Annotated in this window: 16 protein-coding genes; 3 read left to right on the plus strand and 13 right to left on the minus strand. The window is 63.9% G+C overall.

The genetic code is table 11. From position 1 onward, the window contains the following. Window positions 1–17: 17 nt before the first annotated feature. From rbsK to deoC, 4 genes are all read right to left on the minus strand, one after another. A complete protein-coding gene (rbsK, locus tag BGK68_RS11140; protein WP_075257150.1) occupies window positions 18–977 on the minus strand; it encodes a ribokinase in 960 nt (319 codons plus the stop codon). 2 nt (window positions 978–979) lie between these two features. Then, window positions 980–1,432, minus strand: a complete 453-nt coding sequence (locus BGK68_RS11145; RefSeq protein WP_075257151.1) for an RbsD/FucU family protein — start codon at window positions 1,430–1,432, stop codon at window positions 980–982. A gap of 189 nt (window positions 1,433–1,621) precedes the next feature. Beyond that, window positions 1,622–3,997, minus strand: coding sequence for an aldehyde dehydrogenase family protein (locus BGK68_RS11150; protein WP_075257152.1), 2,376 nt, complete (start codon window positions 3,995–3,997; stop codon window positions 1,622–1,624). Between the two features lie 26 nt (window positions 3,998–4,023). Next, window positions 4,024–5,055: a deoxyribose-phosphate aldolase gene (gene deoC / locus BGK68_RS11155; protein WP_075257153.1), complete on the minus strand. Its 1,032-nt coding sequence runs from the start codon at window positions 5,053–5,055 to the stop codon at window positions 4,024–4,026. Between the two features lie 261 nt (window positions 5,056–5,316). Here deoC and BGK68_RS11160 point away from each other — a divergent pair, with 261 nt between their 5' ends. Next, window positions 5,317–6,132, plus strand: coding sequence for a DeoR/GlpR family DNA-binding transcription regulator (locus BGK68_RS11160; protein WP_075257154.1), 816 nt, complete (start codon window positions 5,317–5,319; stop codon window positions 6,130–6,132). A gap of 7 nt (window positions 6,133–6,139) precedes the next feature. On the opposite strand, the gene map is transcribed toward BGK68_RS11160, so the two are convergent. Continuing rightward, window positions 6,140–6,937 carry a type I methionyl aminopeptidase gene (gene map / locus BGK68_RS11165; RefSeq protein WP_075257155.1) on the minus strand — a complete coding sequence of 266 codons (798 nt, stop codon included), beginning with the start codon at window positions 6,935–6,937 and terminating at the stop codon, window positions 6,140–6,142. Between the two features lie 299 nt (window positions 6,938–7,236). Between map and BGK68_RS11170 the strand changes: the two genes are divergently transcribed. Next, the gene (locus BGK68_RS11170; protein ID WP_233149294.1) at window positions 7,237–7,965 is read left to right on the plus strand and encodes a hypothetical protein; all 729 of its coding nucleotides are present in this window, start codon (window positions 7,237–7,239) and stop codon (window positions 7,963–7,965) included. Between the two features lie 321 nt (window positions 7,966–8,286). Here BGK68_RS11170 and BGK68_RS11175 read toward each other — a convergent pair whose 3' ends face one another. After that, window positions 8,287–9,159: an EamA family transporter gene (locus tag BGK68_RS11175; protein WP_075257156.1), complete on the minus strand. Its 873-nt coding sequence runs from the start codon at window positions 9,157–9,159 to the stop codon at window positions 8,287–8,289. A 62-nt stretch (window positions 9,160–9,221) separates the two neighbouring features. Between BGK68_RS11175 and BGK68_RS11180 the strand changes: the two genes are divergently transcribed. Further along, window positions 9,222–9,746 (plus strand): MarR family winged helix-turn-helix transcriptional regulator, encoded by a 525-nt coding sequence (locus tag BGK68_RS11180; protein ID WP_075257157.1) that lies wholly within the window; start codon window positions 9,222–9,224, stop codon window positions 9,744–9,746. A 23-nt stretch (window positions 9,747–9,769) separates the two neighbouring features. On the opposite strand, the gene BGK68_RS11185 is transcribed toward BGK68_RS11180, so the two are convergent. The 7 genes from BGK68_RS11185 to BGK68_RS11210 form a co-directional block, all read right to left on the minus strand. Then, complete coding sequence (locus tag BGK68_RS11185; RefSeq protein WP_075257158.1) at window positions 9,770–10,942, minus strand: MFS transporter; 1,173 nt, start codon at window positions 10,940–10,942, stop codon at window positions 9,770–9,772. Window positions 10,943–11,046: 104 nt separating this feature from the next. After that, complete coding sequence (locus BGK68_RS11190) at window positions 11,047–11,916, minus strand: nucleotidyl transferase AbiEii/AbiGii toxin family protein (RefSeq protein WP_075257159.1); 870 nt, start codon at window positions 11,914–11,916, stop codon at window positions 11,047–11,049. Further along, window positions 11,904–12,986, minus strand: a complete 1,083-nt coding sequence (locus tag BGK68_RS11195; RefSeq protein WP_075257160.1) for a hypothetical protein — start codon at window positions 12,984–12,986, stop codon at window positions 11,904–11,906. The genes BGK68_RS11190 and BGK68_RS11195 overlap by 13 nt, the downstream gene beginning before the upstream one ends. Next, complete coding sequence (locus BGK68_RS27450) at window positions 12,952–13,212, minus strand: hypothetical protein (RefSeq protein WP_143433021.1); 261 nt, start codon at window positions 13,210–13,212, stop codon at window positions 12,952–12,954. The genes BGK68_RS11195 and BGK68_RS27450 overlap by 35 nt, the downstream gene beginning before the upstream one ends. Continuing rightward, window positions 13,190–14,338: a galactonate dehydratase gene (gene dgoD, locus BGK68_RS11200; protein ID WP_075257161.1), complete on the minus strand. Its 1,149-nt coding sequence runs from the start codon at window positions 14,336–14,338 to the stop codon at window positions 13,190–13,192. Before dgoD ends, BGK68_RS27450 begins: the two co-directional genes overlap by 23 nt. A 99-nt stretch (window positions 14,339–14,437) precedes the next feature. Further along, window positions 14,438–15,076, minus strand: a complete 639-nt coding sequence (locus BGK68_RS11205; RefSeq protein WP_075257162.1) for a 2-dehydro-3-deoxy-6-phosphogalactonate aldolase — start codon at window positions 15,074–15,076, stop codon at window positions 14,438–14,440. Between the two features lie 32 nt (window positions 15,077–15,108). After that, window positions 15,109–16,068 (minus strand): 2-dehydro-3-deoxygalactonokinase, encoded by a 960-nt coding sequence (locus tag BGK68_RS11210; RefSeq protein WP_013233061.1) that lies wholly within the window; start codon window positions 16,066–16,068, stop codon window positions 15,109–15,111. Window positions 16,069–16,071 lie beyond the last annotated feature (3 nt).

Raw genomic sequence — 16,071 nt, forward strand, 5'->3', positions numbered from 1 at the left:
CGTGAATGTCATGGGTCTTATGCCTGGACCGGCACGCCGGCATGGGTGTCCAGCAGCGCCAGCGCTTCCTGCCGGCTGGGCATGGAGGGCGCGGTGCCGGGGCGCGTCACCGAGATGGCCGCGACCGCCGTGGCCAATCGGGCGGCTTCTTCGGCGGACATGCCTTCGGCCAGGCCGGCGGCGAAGGCGCCATTGAAGGCGTCGCCTGCGCCGGCGGTCTCCACCACCGTGCCTGCGCACAGCGCCGGCAGGTGCAGCGAGTGGCTGCGGCTGTGCAGCAGCGCACCCTGCGCCCCCAGCGTGATGAGGGCGCAGCCCACGCCGCGCTCCAGCAGCACCTCGGCGGCGCGGCGGGCGTCGTCGATGTTGTGGATCTCGATGCCGGTCAGCAATGCGGCTTCGTGTTCATTGGGCGTGATGTAATCGCACAGTCCATAGACCTGTGGCGGGAAATCCAATGCAGGAGCCGGATTGAAGACGGTGATGGTGCCTGCTGCGCGGGCGATCTGCAGGCCGGCCAGTGCGGCCTCGGGCGGTTGTTCCAGTTGCGTGACGAAGACCTTGGCCGCTTCGATGGCCTGGCGTTCGCGCTCCACATCCTGTTCCGACAATTGCGATGCCGCGCCCGGCACGACGATGATGGCGTTGTCGCCGCTGGCGTCGTTGACGTAGATGAAGGCTGCGCCGGTGGGCGCGCCGTCGATCACGCGGACGTGCGGGGCGATGGTTTCGCGCCGCCACAGCGACAGGGCGAAGTCGCCGAAGGCGTCCTTGCCGATGGCGGAGATGAAGCGTACCGGAGCACCCACGCGGGCAGCGGCCACGGCCTGGTTGGAACCCTTGCCGCCGGGGCCCATGGCAAAGCCGGTGCCGGCGATGGTCTGGCCCAGGCTCGGCATGTTCGGGGCGCGGAAGGCGAGGTCGGCCACATAGATGCCGAGCACGGCCACGCCCTGCTTGTGCGAGAAGGAAGTCATGCTCACGCCTCCGGGGGCAGCACACCTTTTTTGAGGAGGAAGCAACCGTAGAAGCGGCGCTCGCCGGTGGCGATGACGCAATAGGCTTTCTTGGCGGCTTCATAGAAGGCGAAACGCTCGATGGAACCCAGCGGTCGGGCGCGACCCTCTGCCTGGTTCACTTCCTCTTGCAGCTCCTGCTGCACCGGGGGGATGGTGGCGGGCTCGCCCATGATTTCCATGCGGCGCACCGGCTGCTCCACCGCATTGTCCAGCGGCAGCACCGAGAGGATGGCGCGGGCCGCTTCGGTGGTGCCTACGCCATCGATGCGCAGCACCTTGCCCAGCACGGTCTGGCGGGCCACCGAATCGGCGGGGAAATTGGCGTCGCACAACACCAGTTCATCGCCGTGGCCCATGGCCCGCAGGGCGTAGAGCACGTCGGCGTTGAGCAAGGGATGCAGATTCTTAAGCATGTCGTCTCCTGTGGATTTTATAAGTATGCTTATAGGATAAATCTAAATCTTGTGGCTTGTGATTCCTTGTTCAGCTTGATTGTTCACTGAAAAAATCTAATTTTTTTCGGATTATCTCTGACTTGTTTTGTTAGTCAGGAAATTGTCAGCGATGTCCTGGAAATTCTTTCCTGTTGCGCGGGAAGGGATTCATTCGCCATAAGGTATCCAGACGTTCTTGATGTGCGTTGCCTGGCGCAGGTATTGCGCGCCTTCTCCTTGCGCCGCGTCATGCCAGTCGGTGAGGTAACCGTGATCGACAAAGCAGCGCTTGAGATTGCCGGTCGAGAGCCGCTCCGCCGTCGCCGAGAACTCGGCCGGCCCGCGCACCCACAGCGCTTCGACTTCATCATGTTCGGCCAGCACGGGCAGCAGTTCGGCGCTCTTGCCGGTGACGATGTTGATGACGCCGGCGGGCAGGTCGGAGGTGTCGAGCACCTGGTACAGGTCGGTGGCCACCAGCGGCGCCTGCTCGCTGGGGACCACCACCACGCGGTTGCCCATGGCGATGAGCGGGGCCACCAGGCTGATGAGGGCCAGCAAGGGCTTTTCCTCGGGGCAGACCACGCCCACCACGCCGATGGCTTCCGGCATGGCCAGCGCCACGCCGCGCATGGGCGGCTGGTGGACTGCGCCTTCGAACTTGTCGGCCCAGGCGCCATAGGTGAAGAGACGTTTGATCGACGCCTCCACTTCGGCGCGGGCGTCGTCGGCGCTGACGCCGGTGGTGCTGGCGATGCGGCGGGCGAATTCTTCGCTGCGGGCGGAGAGGTTTTCGGCGATGTAATACAGCCCCTGCGCGCGGCGATGCGGGCTGGCGCTGGTCCAGCCGCCCGCCTTGACGGCGGCGGCAACGGCATTGCGGATATCCTTGCGATTGCCCAGGCCGACGTCTTCCAGCCGCTCGCCCTGAGCGGAATGGCAGGCCATGGACACCTCGCCATCCGGGCGCACCTGCTTGCCGCCGATATAGAGCTTGGCCGTGCGATCGATGGCGCCGCCCTGCAGCGGGGAATCTGAGCGGACGGCGCGTGGGGTCGAAGCCTGGCGCAGGTTGCCTGCCTGGCGGTGTCTGGGCTTGAGATATTCATAGCAGCCTTCGCGCCCACCTTCACGGCCATAGCCGGATTCGCGCACGCCGCCAAAGCCGACCGCCGCATCGAACTGGTTGGTGCTGTTGATCCAGACCACGCCAGCCTTCAGTTGCGGGGCCACGCCCAGGGCCAGGCCGATGGTTTCGCTCCAGATGCTGGCGGCCAGCCCATAGCGGCTGTTGTTGGCCAGTTGCACGGCCTCGTCGGGTGTGCGGAAGCTCATGGCCACCAGCACCGGCCCAAAGATCTCTTCGCTGGCCACGGTCGCTGCCGGGTGCACGCCAGTCAGCAGCGTGGGCGGATAGAAGCAGCCGCCGGGCGGCGTATCGAGCGCCACCTGATGGCATTGCGCGCCTTCGCGCACACCCTGTTCCACCAGGCTCCTGACGCGTTCCAGCTGCACCGGCGAAATCAGCGCACCCATGTCGCTGCACTTGTCCAGCGGCGCGCCGACCTTCAGTTTCTGCATGCGCGTCTTCAGGCGCGCAATGAACAGATCATGGATGCCTTCCTGCACCAGCAAGCGGCTGCCAGCGCAGCAGACCTGGCCCTGGTTGAACCAGATGGCATCGACCACGCCTTCGATGGCGGCATCGATATCGGCGTCCTCGAAGACGATGAAGGGCGACTTGCCGCCCAGTTCCAGCGTGAGCGACTTGCCGCTGCCGGCGGTCTGTTCACGGATCAGGCGGCCCACTTCGGTGGAGCCGGTGAAGGCAATCTTCTGGATGCCGGGATGGGCCACCACGGCCGTGCCGGTGGCGCCGTCACCCGTGACGATATTCAGCACGCCCGCCGGCAGGCCAGCCTGCTGCGCCAGTTCGGCAAAGAGCAGGGCGGTCAGCGAAGTGTTCTCAGCCGGCTTGAGCACGACGGTATTGCCCAGCGCCAGCGCCGGGGCGATCTTCCACGCCAGCATCAGCAGCGGGAAATTCCACGGCACGATCTGGCCGACCACGCCTACTGGCACGTGATCAGGGAATTCGCTCTCCTGCAACTGCGCCCAGCCGGCGTAGTGATAGAAGTGACGCGCCACCAGCGGCACGTCCACATCACGCGATTCGCGCAGCGGCTTGCCGTTGTCCAGCGTTTCCAGCACCGCCAGCAGGCGTGCATGGCGCTGCACCGTGCGCGCCAGTGCATACAGGTGACGGGCGCGGCCATGGCCGCCCAGCGCCTGCCAGCCGGGCAGGGCCGCTTGCGCTGCCTGGACGGCGGCGTCCACATCGGCTGCCGAGCCCTGGCTCAGGCGGGCCAGCAGCTTGCCGCTGGCCGGATCGATATCGTCCAGATCGGCCCTGGGCTGGGTGAAGCGGCCCGCGATGAAGTGGCCGAACGAAGCCTCGTGGCTGGCCAGCCAGGCGCGGGCATCCTTGTCGCTTTCGGGGGCGGGGCCGTAGTCCATGGTGTCGAAGTAGGTGGAAACGCTCATTGTCTTGTCCGTGCAGGTGGCGTGGCTTAGCCGATGGCATGCCGGTTGAAGGCGGAGTAACGGCCGGTGACGTGGTGTTCCAGCTGGCGCTCGATATCGGCCAGCAGGCTGGAGGCGCCGACGCGGAAGAGGTCAGGCTGCAGCCAGTCATGGCCCAGTTCTTCCTTCATCAGCACCTGGTATTCCAGTACGTCCTTGGCCGTGGCCACGCCGCCGGCGGGTTTGTAGCCGACCTGGATGCCGGTCATCTCCTGGTATTGGCGGATCATGCGCAGCATCACCAGCGACACCAGCGGCGTGGCGTTGACGCTTTCCTTGCCGGTGGAGGTCTTGATGAAATCAGCGCCGGCCATCATGCAGACCATGGAAGCCTTGGCCACGTTGCGCAGGGTCTTGAGTTCGCCGGTGGCGAGGATGGCCTTGACGTGGGCCTCGCCGCAGGCCTGGCGGAAGTCGCGCATCTCGCGGTACAGCGCTTCCCAGTTGCCGGTGAGCACGTGTTCGCGGGTGATGACGATATCGATCTCGGCGGCGCCATCGCGTACCGACGCTTCGATTTCCTTGAGCTTGAGTGCATGGGGATTCAGGCCCGCCGGAAAACCGGTGGACACCGCGGCCACGGGAATCTCCTTGCCTTCCAATGCGTCTACCGCCGTCTTGACGAAGCGGTGATAGACGCACACCGCGCCGGTCGTCAGGCCACGGTCCTGCATGCCCAGTGCTTCGAGCAGGTCTGCGCGCAGCGGATTGGCCGCCTTGGCGCACAGGCGGCGTACGCGTTGCGGGGTGTCGTCGCCGGAGAGCGTGGTCAGATCGATGCAGGTGATGGCCTTGAGCAGCCACGCCGCCTGCGCATCCTTCTTGACCGAACGGCGGCCCTTGAGGGTAGCGACGCGCTTCTCGGCGGCGCTCAGGTTGATGCGCAGGTGTTCGAAGGCGGCAGCGTCATAGGGCTGCACGCTGTTGCGCGGATGGCCGGTGGGGGCGCTGTCGGGCTGCGCAACATCGGCCTCGCCCTGCGCACTGCGCAGGGAAGGGGTCTTGCGGGTCATGTTCATGGCTGCGTAACTTTTAGTTAATTACCGTATGCTGACGCCTACGGGCAGTGTCTCTTCCATGTGTTGCCTTGCTTGCCTTGCGCTGGGTCAGGCTTGGCGCTCGCTTGCATCGACGCCAGCGGAGAGCCTCGCTACAATCTCTTCCCAACACAGCTAAATGTTTTGCAAATAACATTTAATGGATGTAACGTTACATCCATAACTTTTTACTTGCAACCGTTTTTTGTTAGAAACATTTTCCCGCTCAGGAAAAAAACGCCCATGGCTTCCACGTCCACCTCTTCCACCAAAGCTGCACAACCCACGCTGGGCGCACGTTCCCGCGCGCTGCGGCTGACCCGCATGCAGGAGATGATCCGCGATCACGGCCCCACGCCGCTATCGCGCATTGCCGATGTGCTGGGCGTGACAGTGATGACGGTGCGGCGCGACCTGGCCGGCGAGGATTCGCCGCTGATCTGCCTGGGTGGGCATGTGCTGGAGGCCAGTCCGGGTGGTGGCGAGAACCGCTATTCGATCGACCGTGAAGCCGATCAGCATGCCCAGCGCAAGCGCCTGGCCTGCCAGCATGCAGCGCGCCGCGTGGTGGAGGGGGACAGCCTCTTCATCGACTGCGGCACCACCATGACCCATCTGGCCGAGGCCTTGCCGCCGGAGATCGGGCTGAGCGTGATTTGTTATTCCCTGAACATTGCCAACATCGTCAGCCAGCGACCCAATACCCAGGTGATCCTGCTGGGCGGGCTGTATCACCCTTCATCGGCTTCCTTTGCCTCCGAAGAAGGCGTGGCGTATCTCAAGCGGCTGGGCGTGAACAAGGCCTTCCTGTCTGCCGGCGGGGTCGATGCGCGGCGCGGGGTGAGCTGTTCCAATTTCCATGAAGTGCCGATCAAGCAGGCCGCCATCGAGAGTGCGGCCGAGTGCTACGTGGTGATCGACCAGAGCAAGCTGGGCCGTTTCCGTCCAGCCTTCTACAGCACGCTGGAAGTGTTTTCGGCGATCGTGGTGGGCGGCACGCCGGAACAGGACCAGTTGGACCTGTTCTCGGACTTTCCGGTCGAGGTGGTGGCGGGCTGATGCAGTTTCAGTTGCGCGTGGCGATGGAGGGATAGTCGCCAAAGCCATCCGGCCAGGGCGTGAGGATTTCATAGCCCTTGGAGGTCACCACCACCATGTGCTCCCACTGTGCGGACAATGATCCATCGGCGGTCACCACGGTCCAGCCGTCGTCGAGCTGTTCGGTGTGGCGCTTGCCGGCGTTCAACATCGGTTCGATGGTGAAGATCATGCCTTCCTTCAGCGGCAGACCGGCATTGCGCTGGCCGTAGTGCAGCACTTGCGGTTCATCGTGATAGACCGTGCCGATGCCATGGCCGCAGTATTCGCGCACCACCGAAAAACCATCCCGCTGCGCCACCGTCTGGATGGCGTGGCCGACATCGCCCAGGGTCGCGCCCGGGCGCACGGCGCGAATGCCTGCGCACATGGCTTCGTAGGTGGTGTTGACCAGCTTGCGGGCGGTGGCGTTGGGGGAGCCGACGAAGTACATGCGGCTGCAATCGCCATACCAGCCATCCTTGATGACGGCCACGTCGATGTTGATGATGTCGCCATCCTTGAGCACCTGGCCGCCGGGGATGCCATGGCAGATGACCTCGTTGACCGAGCTGCAGATGGTCTTGGGGAAACCGTGGTAACCGATATTGGCCGGCGTGGCCTTTTGCACCTGGACGATGTGGTCGTGGCAGATGCGATCCAGTTCGTCGGTGGTCACCCCGGCCTTGACGTGCTCGGCCACGATGTGCAGCACTTCAGCGGCCAGTTGTCCGGCTACGCGCGCCTGGGCGATTTCTGCGGCGTTGCGCAGCTTTACTTTTCTCATGCTTGTCTGATCTCGGTATGCCGCGCAGGGCGCGGCGGTCATTTGGCCGACTATTTTATCCGGGGCGGTGCTTTCCTGTCGCGCTCTACCGGGTTCTCGGTATTTTTCTGAGCTTGGCTTGGACTTTTTCTACCATAGGGCCAGTTAGTAACTTGCCTTTAAAATCGCCTGGTTTTTGATCATCCCTCTCATCGTCCGATTGAGATGGGCGGTTCCCTCCGATGCAACTCCACTGGATCACAAAAATGCTTGCAATTTCTCGCGCTCGAAGAAGAGATCAATGTGGGAACGCTGGGATCATGATGGCAATGAGTGCGTTCCTGTTCCGCGCTGCTCCCATTGTCGTTGCGGCCTTGCTTGTTCTGCTGAAGGTTTCGCCAGTGCAGGCAAGCGCCAGCCTTGAAGGATCATTTCTGCTCGGCGAACGTGTAGTGGCCATCGAGAAGATCAGCAGCAATGATCTTCGCCGGTATCTGGCTTCTGACTGGAGCAAATTCGACACCTACGTCAAGGAGAGCACCATCATGTTCAGCGATAACAAGGTGAGCGTGCATTGGTACCAGCAAATGACACCCCCCTTTCCCACGCACTGGCCACCGCAGGAGGTGCGCAGCGTCACCTATTATGGCTATGCGGAATACGCCGAGTCCAACCATCATGGCCCCGCTTATCTCCGATCCGCCCCGTGGGCGAAAGTCGTCCTGACTGAAGGGCAGCCAGCCGTCAAGCAAGTGCTGGTTGATTCACTGGGTGAAGCGATTCATGGGCAAGGCAGTCGTCCAATCAGCCATGAAATGGCGGCACGCCTTAGCCAGATCCATGAGCATGGCGAAAAGGGCTTGCCTGCGTTCATAGGCTGGCAGCGGATACCGGATGACGCGGTGCAGGTCCAGGCGATCAAGGATTACTACTGTCAATGGATGATAGAAAACAGGACAGGAACGCTGGTCAGGGAGGCGCATCAGTCATTCTTTGACTGGTTGTCGTGTCCTGCGCGCAACTCGGTCATCCCGGTGCTGGGCTATTGATGGGGGATGACAAACAGGTAGCCTTCCAGATTTGTTCAACCAGCACGTCGGCAGCTATCCCGCTCTCGAACTGTCGGCATCCCAGCGCTCGCAGCATCGGAAAGCGTTGGCGTATCTTCCGTTCTTCCTGCTGCCCATTCCCGGCCAGCCAAGGCCGGGACAACTGGCGCCTGACGATGATCTCTACGCATGCCTCCAATTCAAATGAGGGCAACAGAAGGATGGTGAGAGGGTCATGCTCGATGGTGCGAAGAAGCGCCGGATAGGTCGGGAGCAGGTTCTGATGTGATGGCGGATGTGCGCAATCAGATGACGCTGCAGTCAAGTCCCGCGAGTGGTCGTCCACTGTACGGCAAACACACTGCCCAGCACGACCACCAGTCCCGCCAGGGCGATACCCGAGATCGACTGGGAGAGGATCACCCATCCCAGTACGACCGCCGTCAAGGGACTGAGCAGGCCCAGTGAAGCCACCGCCACCGTGGGCAAGCGGGCGATGCCGCGAAACCACAGCGCATAGGCCAGCAGTGCACCGGCCAGGCTCAGGTAGGCGTAGGCCAGCCCTTGCGTCAGACCCAGCGAGGGCAAGGGCGCATCGGCCAGCCAGGCAGCCGGTGCAAGCATCAGCCCGCCGATGGCCAGTTGCCAGCCGGTCAGCGCCAGCACCGGCAAGCGCAATTGCCAGCGCCGCGTCAGCCATACACCTGCCGCCATGCAGCCCGCGCCGGCCAGCGCGGCGACGACTCCGATGGGTTCGATCCGGGTCTGGGGCGAGAGCAGCAGTATGGCCATGCCCGCCACCCCCGCCACGGCAGTCCACAAGGTGATCTGCGCCGGAGCGCGGCCATCCACCGCCCAGGCCAGGACCATCACCAGCAAGGGTTGTATCGCACCCAGCACCGCCGCCAGTCCGCCCGGCAGCCGATAGGCCGCCACGAACAGCAGCGCCTGGAACAGGCCGATATTCAATGCCCCCAGGACCAGCAGGCGCCACCAGTCCGCCCGTGCCGGCAGGCGTCGGGTCATCATCAGCAACAGCAGGCCGGCTGGCAGACAGCGGATCAGCGCAGCGGTAAACGGACGGTCCGGCGGTAGCAACTGTGAGGTGACGATATAGGTGGATCCCCAGATGGCCGGCGCGATTGCGGTGAGCATGATGTCGCGCCAGCGGGGTGCGCTGTGAGTGGATGACATGACTTTATCTTCAATTCAAGATAATATCAGTCTAGAAGTCAACTATCTCGAAGTCAAGATAAATGAAAAAGCCAGCCAGACAACATGATGCAGTCGATGTGATCCTCGACCAGTGGCGGCGTGAGCGCCCCGATCTCGACCCCGCGCCCATGGGGCCGATCGGTCGCCTCAAGCGCTGTGCCGCACTGCTGGAAGGCCGCCTGGAAGCGGGCTTTGCGTCCTACGATCTGAGCGTGTGGGAGTTCGACATGCTGGCGGCGCTGCGCCGCTCAGGGAGTCCTTACCGCTTGAGTCCGACCGAGCTGTTCTCGACCTTGATGGTGAGCTCCGGGACCATGACCCACAGGCTCAAGCGCCTGGAGACCCGGGGCTGGATCGAGCGCCTGCCCAATGCAGAGGATGCGCGCAGCATGCTGGTGCAGCTCACGCGCAAGGGACTGGCGCTGATCAACCGCGCCGTCGAAAGCCATCTGGACAATGAACGGCGCTTGCTCGCGGCCTTGCCGGCCGAGTCGCTGGCTGCGCTCGATGCGCAGTTGTCGGCGTTGCTGCTGACGCTGGAGAATGCGCCGGAGCCGCCGCGTTAAGGTCCGGCCAGCGTCTTCGGGGATCAGATGAAGCGCCGTACTGCCTTGCCGCCGAGCAGGGCCACCACGGTCATCACCAGCGCCACCCCCACAAAGCTCAGACGCAGGCCCAGGTGCTCGGCCACGCCGCCGATGAACACCGGCCCCAGCAGCATGCCCACATAGGCGAAGCGGGACACGGCGGCGATGCTCTCGGCGGCGGCCATGCCCGGCACGCGGGCGGCGGCCAGGAAGAAGATCGGCATCAGGTTGGCAATCCCCAGCCCGGACAGCAACAGGCCGCCCAGCGTGGCCAGCGGGGTTGGCCAGGCTGCCGCTAGTGCGATGCCGGCCGCGCCCGCCACGCCGCTCCAGGTCAGCGTGCGCAGACCGCCGATACGAGCGCGGATGCGGTCGCCGGTCAGACGGCCTGCGGCCATGCCGGTGGAGAAGGCGGCATAGCTATAGCTGACCCAGGCCATGGGCGACTGCGCCACATCGCGCATGTAGACGGCGGCCCAGTCATACATGCCGCCCTCGCACATGAGCGCCAGGAAGGCGATGCCCCCCAGCACCAGCACCATGCGGCGCGCGCTCTTGTCAGCGCCGTGGGGCGTGGCGGCGCTGTCGTGGACTTCGTCTGGCAAGGCGAAGGGGCCAATCGACAAGGACACCGCCAGCGTGACCACGCCGACCAGCGCGGCATGCGCCAATGGCGACAGACCGGGCGCCGCGCCCAGCGCCGCACCGGCGATACCGCCGATGCTGAACATGGCGTGCAGGGTGGACATGACGGGGCGCGTGCGCTGGCCTTCGACCAAGGCGGCCTGTACCGACATGGCCACGTCGTAGGCGGCCATGGCGCTGCCAAAGACCAATAACAGCAGCACCAGCATCCAGAATTGCGGGGCCAGCGGGATCAACAGCAGCGTGGCCGCGTAGAGGATACCGACCTGGCGCAACGCACGGGCGCTGCCCACGCGGGCGATCCACTTGCCAGACTGGCCCATGGTCAGCAGCGCGCCGCCGGCCACCGCCAGCATGGCCAGCGAGAGCACCGCATCAGACAGCGCAAAGCGCTCCTTGACCGAGGGGATGAGCACGCCCCAGGTGGCGAAGGTGGCGCCATTGACGAAGAACTGCGCCATGGTGGCGCGGGTGGCGTTGCGGATACGGTGAGGTGCGGTGGCTGGTGATGATGATGAGCCTGACGTCATGGAAGACCTGCTGGAAAAATCAGAAAGCGTGACTTTGCCAGCTTTTGCGGGATTCGGTAAATGGAATCTGCGGATGAGCTTGGTGCAGAGCGCCGAAGAAGGGCTTACTGTTTCAGGCCGAGCGCCTTCAGCCAGGCTTCGACCTGACCGAAGGCATCCCGTTGCCATTGCTCAGGACTACGCTCTCCGAGTACGTTTGTCTGTTCCACGAAGCGACGTACGCATGTCGGGCCGAAGCCATCGACGCTGTCGAACTTCTCGGCAATGAAGCCGTAACCGGCTGCACCACTGGGATGATGGAGCAGTGCGCGGCATTGCTCGGCAAGGGCCTCCGGACCGCCGGGGTAATTCCGGATGCAGTAGTAGATATCATAGGCATCTTTCTGCTTGTAGCGTCCCTGGATGGCGTGTCCCTTCATCGCCAGCAAGGCGGGAATCGAACACACCGCGATTTCCACGCGGTTCGTGCCGCCGGCAGGCATCGGGCCGCTGATGGCGACCAGTTGATAGAAACGCAGGGCGAGATCTGCGCCATCTGCCCGTTGGACAGCAAAGTCGCTGATCAGGGGCGGCACGTTTTTGACAATCTCGGCCTCACGCGGCATCAGGAAGTCGACAATGATGTCGATCGGTGCACCGCCATCCTCGGTCACCACTTGCCGCAGAAGCTGAAAGCGGCGCAGTTCCCGGCGCTGGTGATAGCCGTGTTCTTGCAGCGCTTCGATCAGGGTGACATATTGGCCATCACCCAGCGCCTCGGCATCCAGGCTCAGATCGACATCGACCGTGCCGACATGGGGCATATCGTCGTTGCCCAGCAGCAGCCAGGGGACAGCCCCGCCCACGATGGCGAATTTCCCCTTGAAGCTGCCGAGGATCTGGCCGATTTCCACCAGTACCTTCTTGACGGCCATGCTGGTGCGATCGTCATAGTCTGAGGCGGATTGGGGCTCGCCCGGCGTCAAGTCTTCCATGTCAGCAATTTCCTTCGAAGGTGATCTGCGGCCTCCCGTCCGCGTTCGCCTGCTTTGCTCAGGTCAAGATAGGTTTGAATGGTGCTCGTACAGATCGCGCCGGGCGCGGGTTCCTGGGTATCGCGCATGAGATCGGCGTCGTCTAGCACGGTCACGATGACGTTCTCGCCCTTGTCGGTCGCCGAGAGCTTCAGGGCCGATTGCAATCGCGCAAGCCCGTCTGCTGTGGCATGGAAATACTGGGTCCCCGTCCTTCCGTAGGGCGCCAGCCAGTGCGCTGCCGAGAATGACGAAAACGCGGCTGCGGGAAACTCTTCCTCTGCCCGCATGGCATGCCGTGCCGCCTGTTCGAAGGCGTTCCCGTGCAAGGGGGTGTAGAAGCCCAGACGCCTGCCGGGCGGCGGCTCGTAGGTCGCGCGCCATTCATCCAGCAGCGCATCGGGTTCGGACAGGAACAGCCCTTGCTCGGCCACCTGCGCCCATTCGCGTTCCAGCAAGGCGGTGCGCACGTTGCTGACGTGCCCGAGACTGACTGCCGCGGCCTGCGCCAATTCGGTGACGCGCCAGGTCCGCTGAGGATCGCGCAGCATCACGCGCAATACCTGCGCCGATTTCGGCTTGAACAAGGAGCGCAGCGCCCGTCGGTCTGCAAGGGGTTTGCTGGCTACCTGACGCTCAATGAAAATGCCATCGAAGACGAGGCGGGCATTGCCTTCCAGGTCCAGGAAGCCAGCGTCGTGCTCGCGGCACAGCGCCTGGGCGTCGGGGGAGAGGTAGGGCGCGATCAGTACGGGCGTGGCGTCTTGCGCATGATGGGACATGTAATCGCGCAAGGACAGCAGGGCATTGCGCACATGGCGCGGTTGGCCCGAGGTCTTCGCTTCGCAGACCAATGCATGGCGTTTGCCTGATACCTTGAGCCGGGCCGTGAAATCGACGCCCGAATCGGGTGCTGAGGTGTCATGTTCAATGTCCAGAAGCTTGAGTGCAGGCACTTGCTGCAACAGCAAGCGCAGGGCTTGTGCCGCCTGGTTCTCAAACATTTTCATTGAACGGTGTTGTTTCAGCATTTGTTGAAAATACCATTTCTGGTGAAAATGTCAAGGAGAGTATTTCACCAAAAATGTCTATTTCAGCATATGTTGAAATCCGGATTTGCAGTGAAATCGGGATTTCATTCCAGTCAGTGATACTTCGGCCCACAAAAAAGCCCGGCCAGCTTGCGCCGGACCGGGCTGAGGGACTACCGAGGAGGAAGTTTCGGCTTATCGCTTTACCATTCGGCAAAGCTGCCATCCTTGTGGCGCCAGATCGGGTTGCGCCAACGGTGGCCGACTTCGGCGCGCTGACGGACATACTCTTCGTTGATCTCGATGCCCAGACCAGGGCCTTGCGGGATCTTGACGTAGCCGTCTTCATACGCGAACACGTTCTTGTCGCGGATGTAGTCCAGCAGGTCATTGCTTTCGTTGTAGTGGATGCCCAGGCTCTGCTCCTGGATGAAGGCGTTGTAGCTGCCAGCGTCCACCTGCAGGCAGGAGGCCAGCGCGATCGGGCCCAGCGGGCAGTGCAGCGCCAGCGCGACGTCGTAGGCTTCGGCCATCATGGCGATCTTGCGGGTCTCGGTGATGCCGCCGGCGTGGGAGACGTCGGGCTGGATGATGTCCACATAACCCTCGGAGAGGATGCGCTTGAAGTCCCAGCGCGAATACAGGCGCTCGCCCAGGGCGATGGGGGTGGAGGTCAGGTGGGCGATTTCCTTGAGGGTTTCCGAGTTCTCCGACAGCACCGGCTCTTCGATGAACATCAGCTTGTACGGCTCCAGTTCCTTGATCAGGGCCTTGGCCATGGGCTTGTGCACGCGGCCATGGAAGTCCACGCCGATGCCCACATTGGGGCCGACGGCTTCGCGCACGGCTTGTACGTTGGCCAGGGTCAGTTCGATCTTGTCGTGGCTGTCGATGAACTGCAGTTCTTCGGTGCCGTTCATCTTCACGGCGGTGAAGCCGCGCGCCACGGCGCTCTTGGCGGCGGCGGCGGTGTCGGCGGGACGGTCGCCGCCGATCCATGAATACACGCGGATGGAGTTGCGCACGGCGCCGCCCAGCAGCTGGTGCACCGGCACACCCAGGTCCTTGCCCTTGATATCCCACAGGGCCTGGTCGATGCCGGCCAGGGCGCTCATGTGGATGGCGCCGCCCCGATAGAAGCCGCCGCGATAGAGCACGGTCCAGTGGTCTTCGATGTTGCGCGGGTCCTTGCCGATCAGGTAGTCGGAGAGTTCTTCCACGGCGGCGGCCACGCTGTGCGCACGGCCTTCGACGATGGGCTCGCCCCAGCCGACCACGCCTTCGTCGGTCTCGATCTTGAGGAAGCACCAGCGCGGCGGCACGATGAAGGTGGTGATCTTGGTGATTTTCATGTTCTATCCGGTAACGGTTATGCGTTTACTCTGTTGCTTGCGCTTGAAAAAAGATCGTGGGCCGATCTGGTGAACGATGCATGACTTCAATGAATGGCTTCAGGCCAGCGCCTTCCATGCCGCCACGAAGGCCTCTGCGCGCTGGCGCACCTGCTCGGCCGACAGGCCGGGTGTGTACAGCGCCGAGCCCAGGCCGAAGCCGGATGCGCCAGCGGCATGGAACACGGCCATGCCTTCGGGGGTGATGCCACCCACCGGCAGCAGTGCGATGTCGCGCGCGATCACGGCGCGCCAGGCCTTGACCACCTGCGGGCCCAGCTGTTCGGCGGGGAACATCTTGAGCACGTCGGCGCCGTTGGCCAGTGCGGCAAAGGCTTCGGTCACGGTGGCTACGCCGGGCGCGCTGTAGAGGCCGGCGTCGCGGGCGGCGCGGATGACGGCGCCGTCGCTGTGCGGCATGACGATCAGTTCGCCGCCGGCATCCTTGATCTGCTCCACCTGGGCCGGCTTGAGCACCGTGCCTGCACCGACGATGCAGTCGGCCGGCAGGCTCTTGCGCAGGGCCGTGATGCTCAGCAGCGGTTCGGGCGAATTGAGCGGCACTTCGATGATGCGAAAGCCGCTTTCATAGAGGGCCGCGCCGATGGCTTCGGCTTCGGCGTTGCGCACGCCGCGCAGGATGGCGATCATGCCGGTGCTGCGCAGGGCGTCGTGGAATCGTTGCGGTTGGGTGTTCATCTGTTCTCTCGTGGTTCGGTGATGTCGCCGGATCAGGCGACCAGTCCTGCATGGCGGGCCAGTATCCACAGGCCTGCCTCGGTGGCCGCGTCAGCCTCGCTGACCGGCCCCAGGCCGTACAGCTCCAGGGCCAGGCGGTAACGGCGGCACAGGCCGGCGTCGCCGATGAGGACGATGGGCGCTTGCTGTGCCGGGTAAAGACTCTTGAGCGCGGCGATCTCGTGGCCGATCAGCAGGCCCGAGAGGTAATCGGGCTGGGCCTCGGGGGCCAGCTCGCCGGTCAGGCCCAGGGTGCGGCTGCTGAAGATGTTGGAGAGCACGCCGGCCTGGCCCTGCGGTCCCTGCGCCACGCGTGCACCGCGCACGAAGGCGGCGTCGTCAGGGACGTCAGGCTTGTGCATGGTGCGGCCGAGAATGGTATGGCCGCACAGCGCGCCATAGACTTCGCCGGTCATGAAGGTGTCGAAATGCTCGATGCGGCCCTCCACCACGCGCACCCACTTGGAATGCGTGCCGGGCAGGCCGATCAGCAGTTCGGACTGGCGCTGCTGCTGCAAGGCGCCGATCACCTGGGTTTCCTCGCCGCGCATGACATTGGGCAGGGCCGAGTTCTGCAACAGTCCCGGAATGATCCACAGGGAGCGGCCCAGGCCGGTATCGACTTCGGTGAGCTTGCGGCCGATGCCGTCCGGTGCCAGCGGCACGGTCAGGTAGGCCGCTTCGCGCCAGCCCTGCTTGCTGCCGACCATGCCGGCGGCAATGAGCGCAGCCTCGGGCGCGGCGGCGATCCAGTCGCCGCAGGCCGCTTCCAGGGCGGCGCGGTAGGGCGCCTGGGCGTCGTCGCCATGCTCCACGGCGGGCAGGTTCATGATGCCCCAGGGATGGGCGCGCCGCTCCACCACCTGGCCGCTGCCGTCATAGCGGTAGCAGCGCAGGGAAGAGGTGCCCCAGTCCAGGGCGATCAGGGCGCAGTCATGGTGATTCTGGTTCATCGT

Origin of the sequence: Herbaspirillum camelliae, assembly GCF_001929405.1 — a bacterium.
Taxonomy (GTDB): Bacteria; Pseudomonadota; Gammaproteobacteria; order Burkholderiales; family Burkholderiaceae_D; genus Herbaspirillum; species Herbaspirillum seropedicae.

Coding starts and splice junctions, on each gene's coding strand:
- BGK68_RS11175 (WP_075257156.1), bottom strand. CDS start 9,159: ATGTCATCCACTCACAGCGCACCCCGCTGGCGCGACATCATGCTCACC.
- BGK68_RS11205 (WP_075257162.1), bottom strand. CDS start 15,076: ATGAACACCCAACCGCAACGATTCCACGACGCCCTGCGCAGCACCGGC.
- BGK68_RS11195 (WP_075257160.1), bottom strand. CDS start 12,986: ATGCTGAAACAACACCGTTCAATGAAAATGTTTGAGAACCAGGCGGCA.
- deoC (WP_075257153.1), bottom strand. CDS start 5,055: ATGAACATGACCCGCAAGACCCCTTCCCTGCGCAGTGCGCAGGGCGAG.
- BGK68_RS11185 (WP_075257158.1), bottom strand. CDS start 10,942: ATGACGTCAGGCTCATCATCATCACCAGCCACCGCACCTCACCGTATC.
- dgoD (WP_075257161.1), bottom strand. CDS start 14,338: ATGAAAATCACCAAGATCACCACCTTCATCGTGCCGCCGCGCTGGTGC.
- BGK68_RS11190 (WP_075257159.1), bottom strand. CDS start 11,916: ATGGAAGACTTGACGCCGGGCGAGCCCCAATCCGCCTCAGACTATGAC.
- BGK68_RS11160 (WP_075257154.1), top strand. CDS start 5,317: ATGGCTTCCACGTCCACCTCTTCCACCAAAGCTGCACAACCCACGCTG.
- BGK68_RS11180 (WP_075257157.1), top strand. CDS start 9,222: ATGAAAAAGCCAGCCAGACAACATGATGCAGTCGATGTGATCCTCGAC.
- BGK68_RS11170 (WP_233149294.1), top strand. CDS start 7,237: ATGATGGCAATGAGTGCGTTCCTGTTCCGCGCTGCTCCCATTGTCGTT.
- map (WP_075257155.1), bottom strand. CDS start 6,937: ATGAGAAAAGTAAAGCTGCGCAACGCCGCAGAAATCGCCCAGGCGCGC.
- rbsK (WP_075257150.1), bottom strand. CDS start 977: ATGACTTCCTTCTCGCACAAGCAGGGCGTGGCCGTGCTCGGCATCTAT.
- BGK68_RS27450 (WP_143433021.1), bottom strand. CDS start 13,212: ATGGCAGCTTTGCCGAATGGTAAAGCGATAAGCCGAAACTTCCTCCTC.
- BGK68_RS11150 (WP_075257152.1), bottom strand. CDS start 3,997: ATGAGCGTTTCCACCTACTTCGACACCATGGACTACGGCCCCGCCCCC.
- BGK68_RS11145 (WP_075257151.1), bottom strand. CDS start 1,432: ATGCTTAAGAATCTGCATCCCTTGCTCAACGCCGACGTGCTCTACGCC.
- BGK68_RS11210 (WP_013233061.1), bottom strand. CDS start 16,068: ATGAACCAGAATCACCATGACTGCGCCCTGATCGCCCTGGACTGGGGC.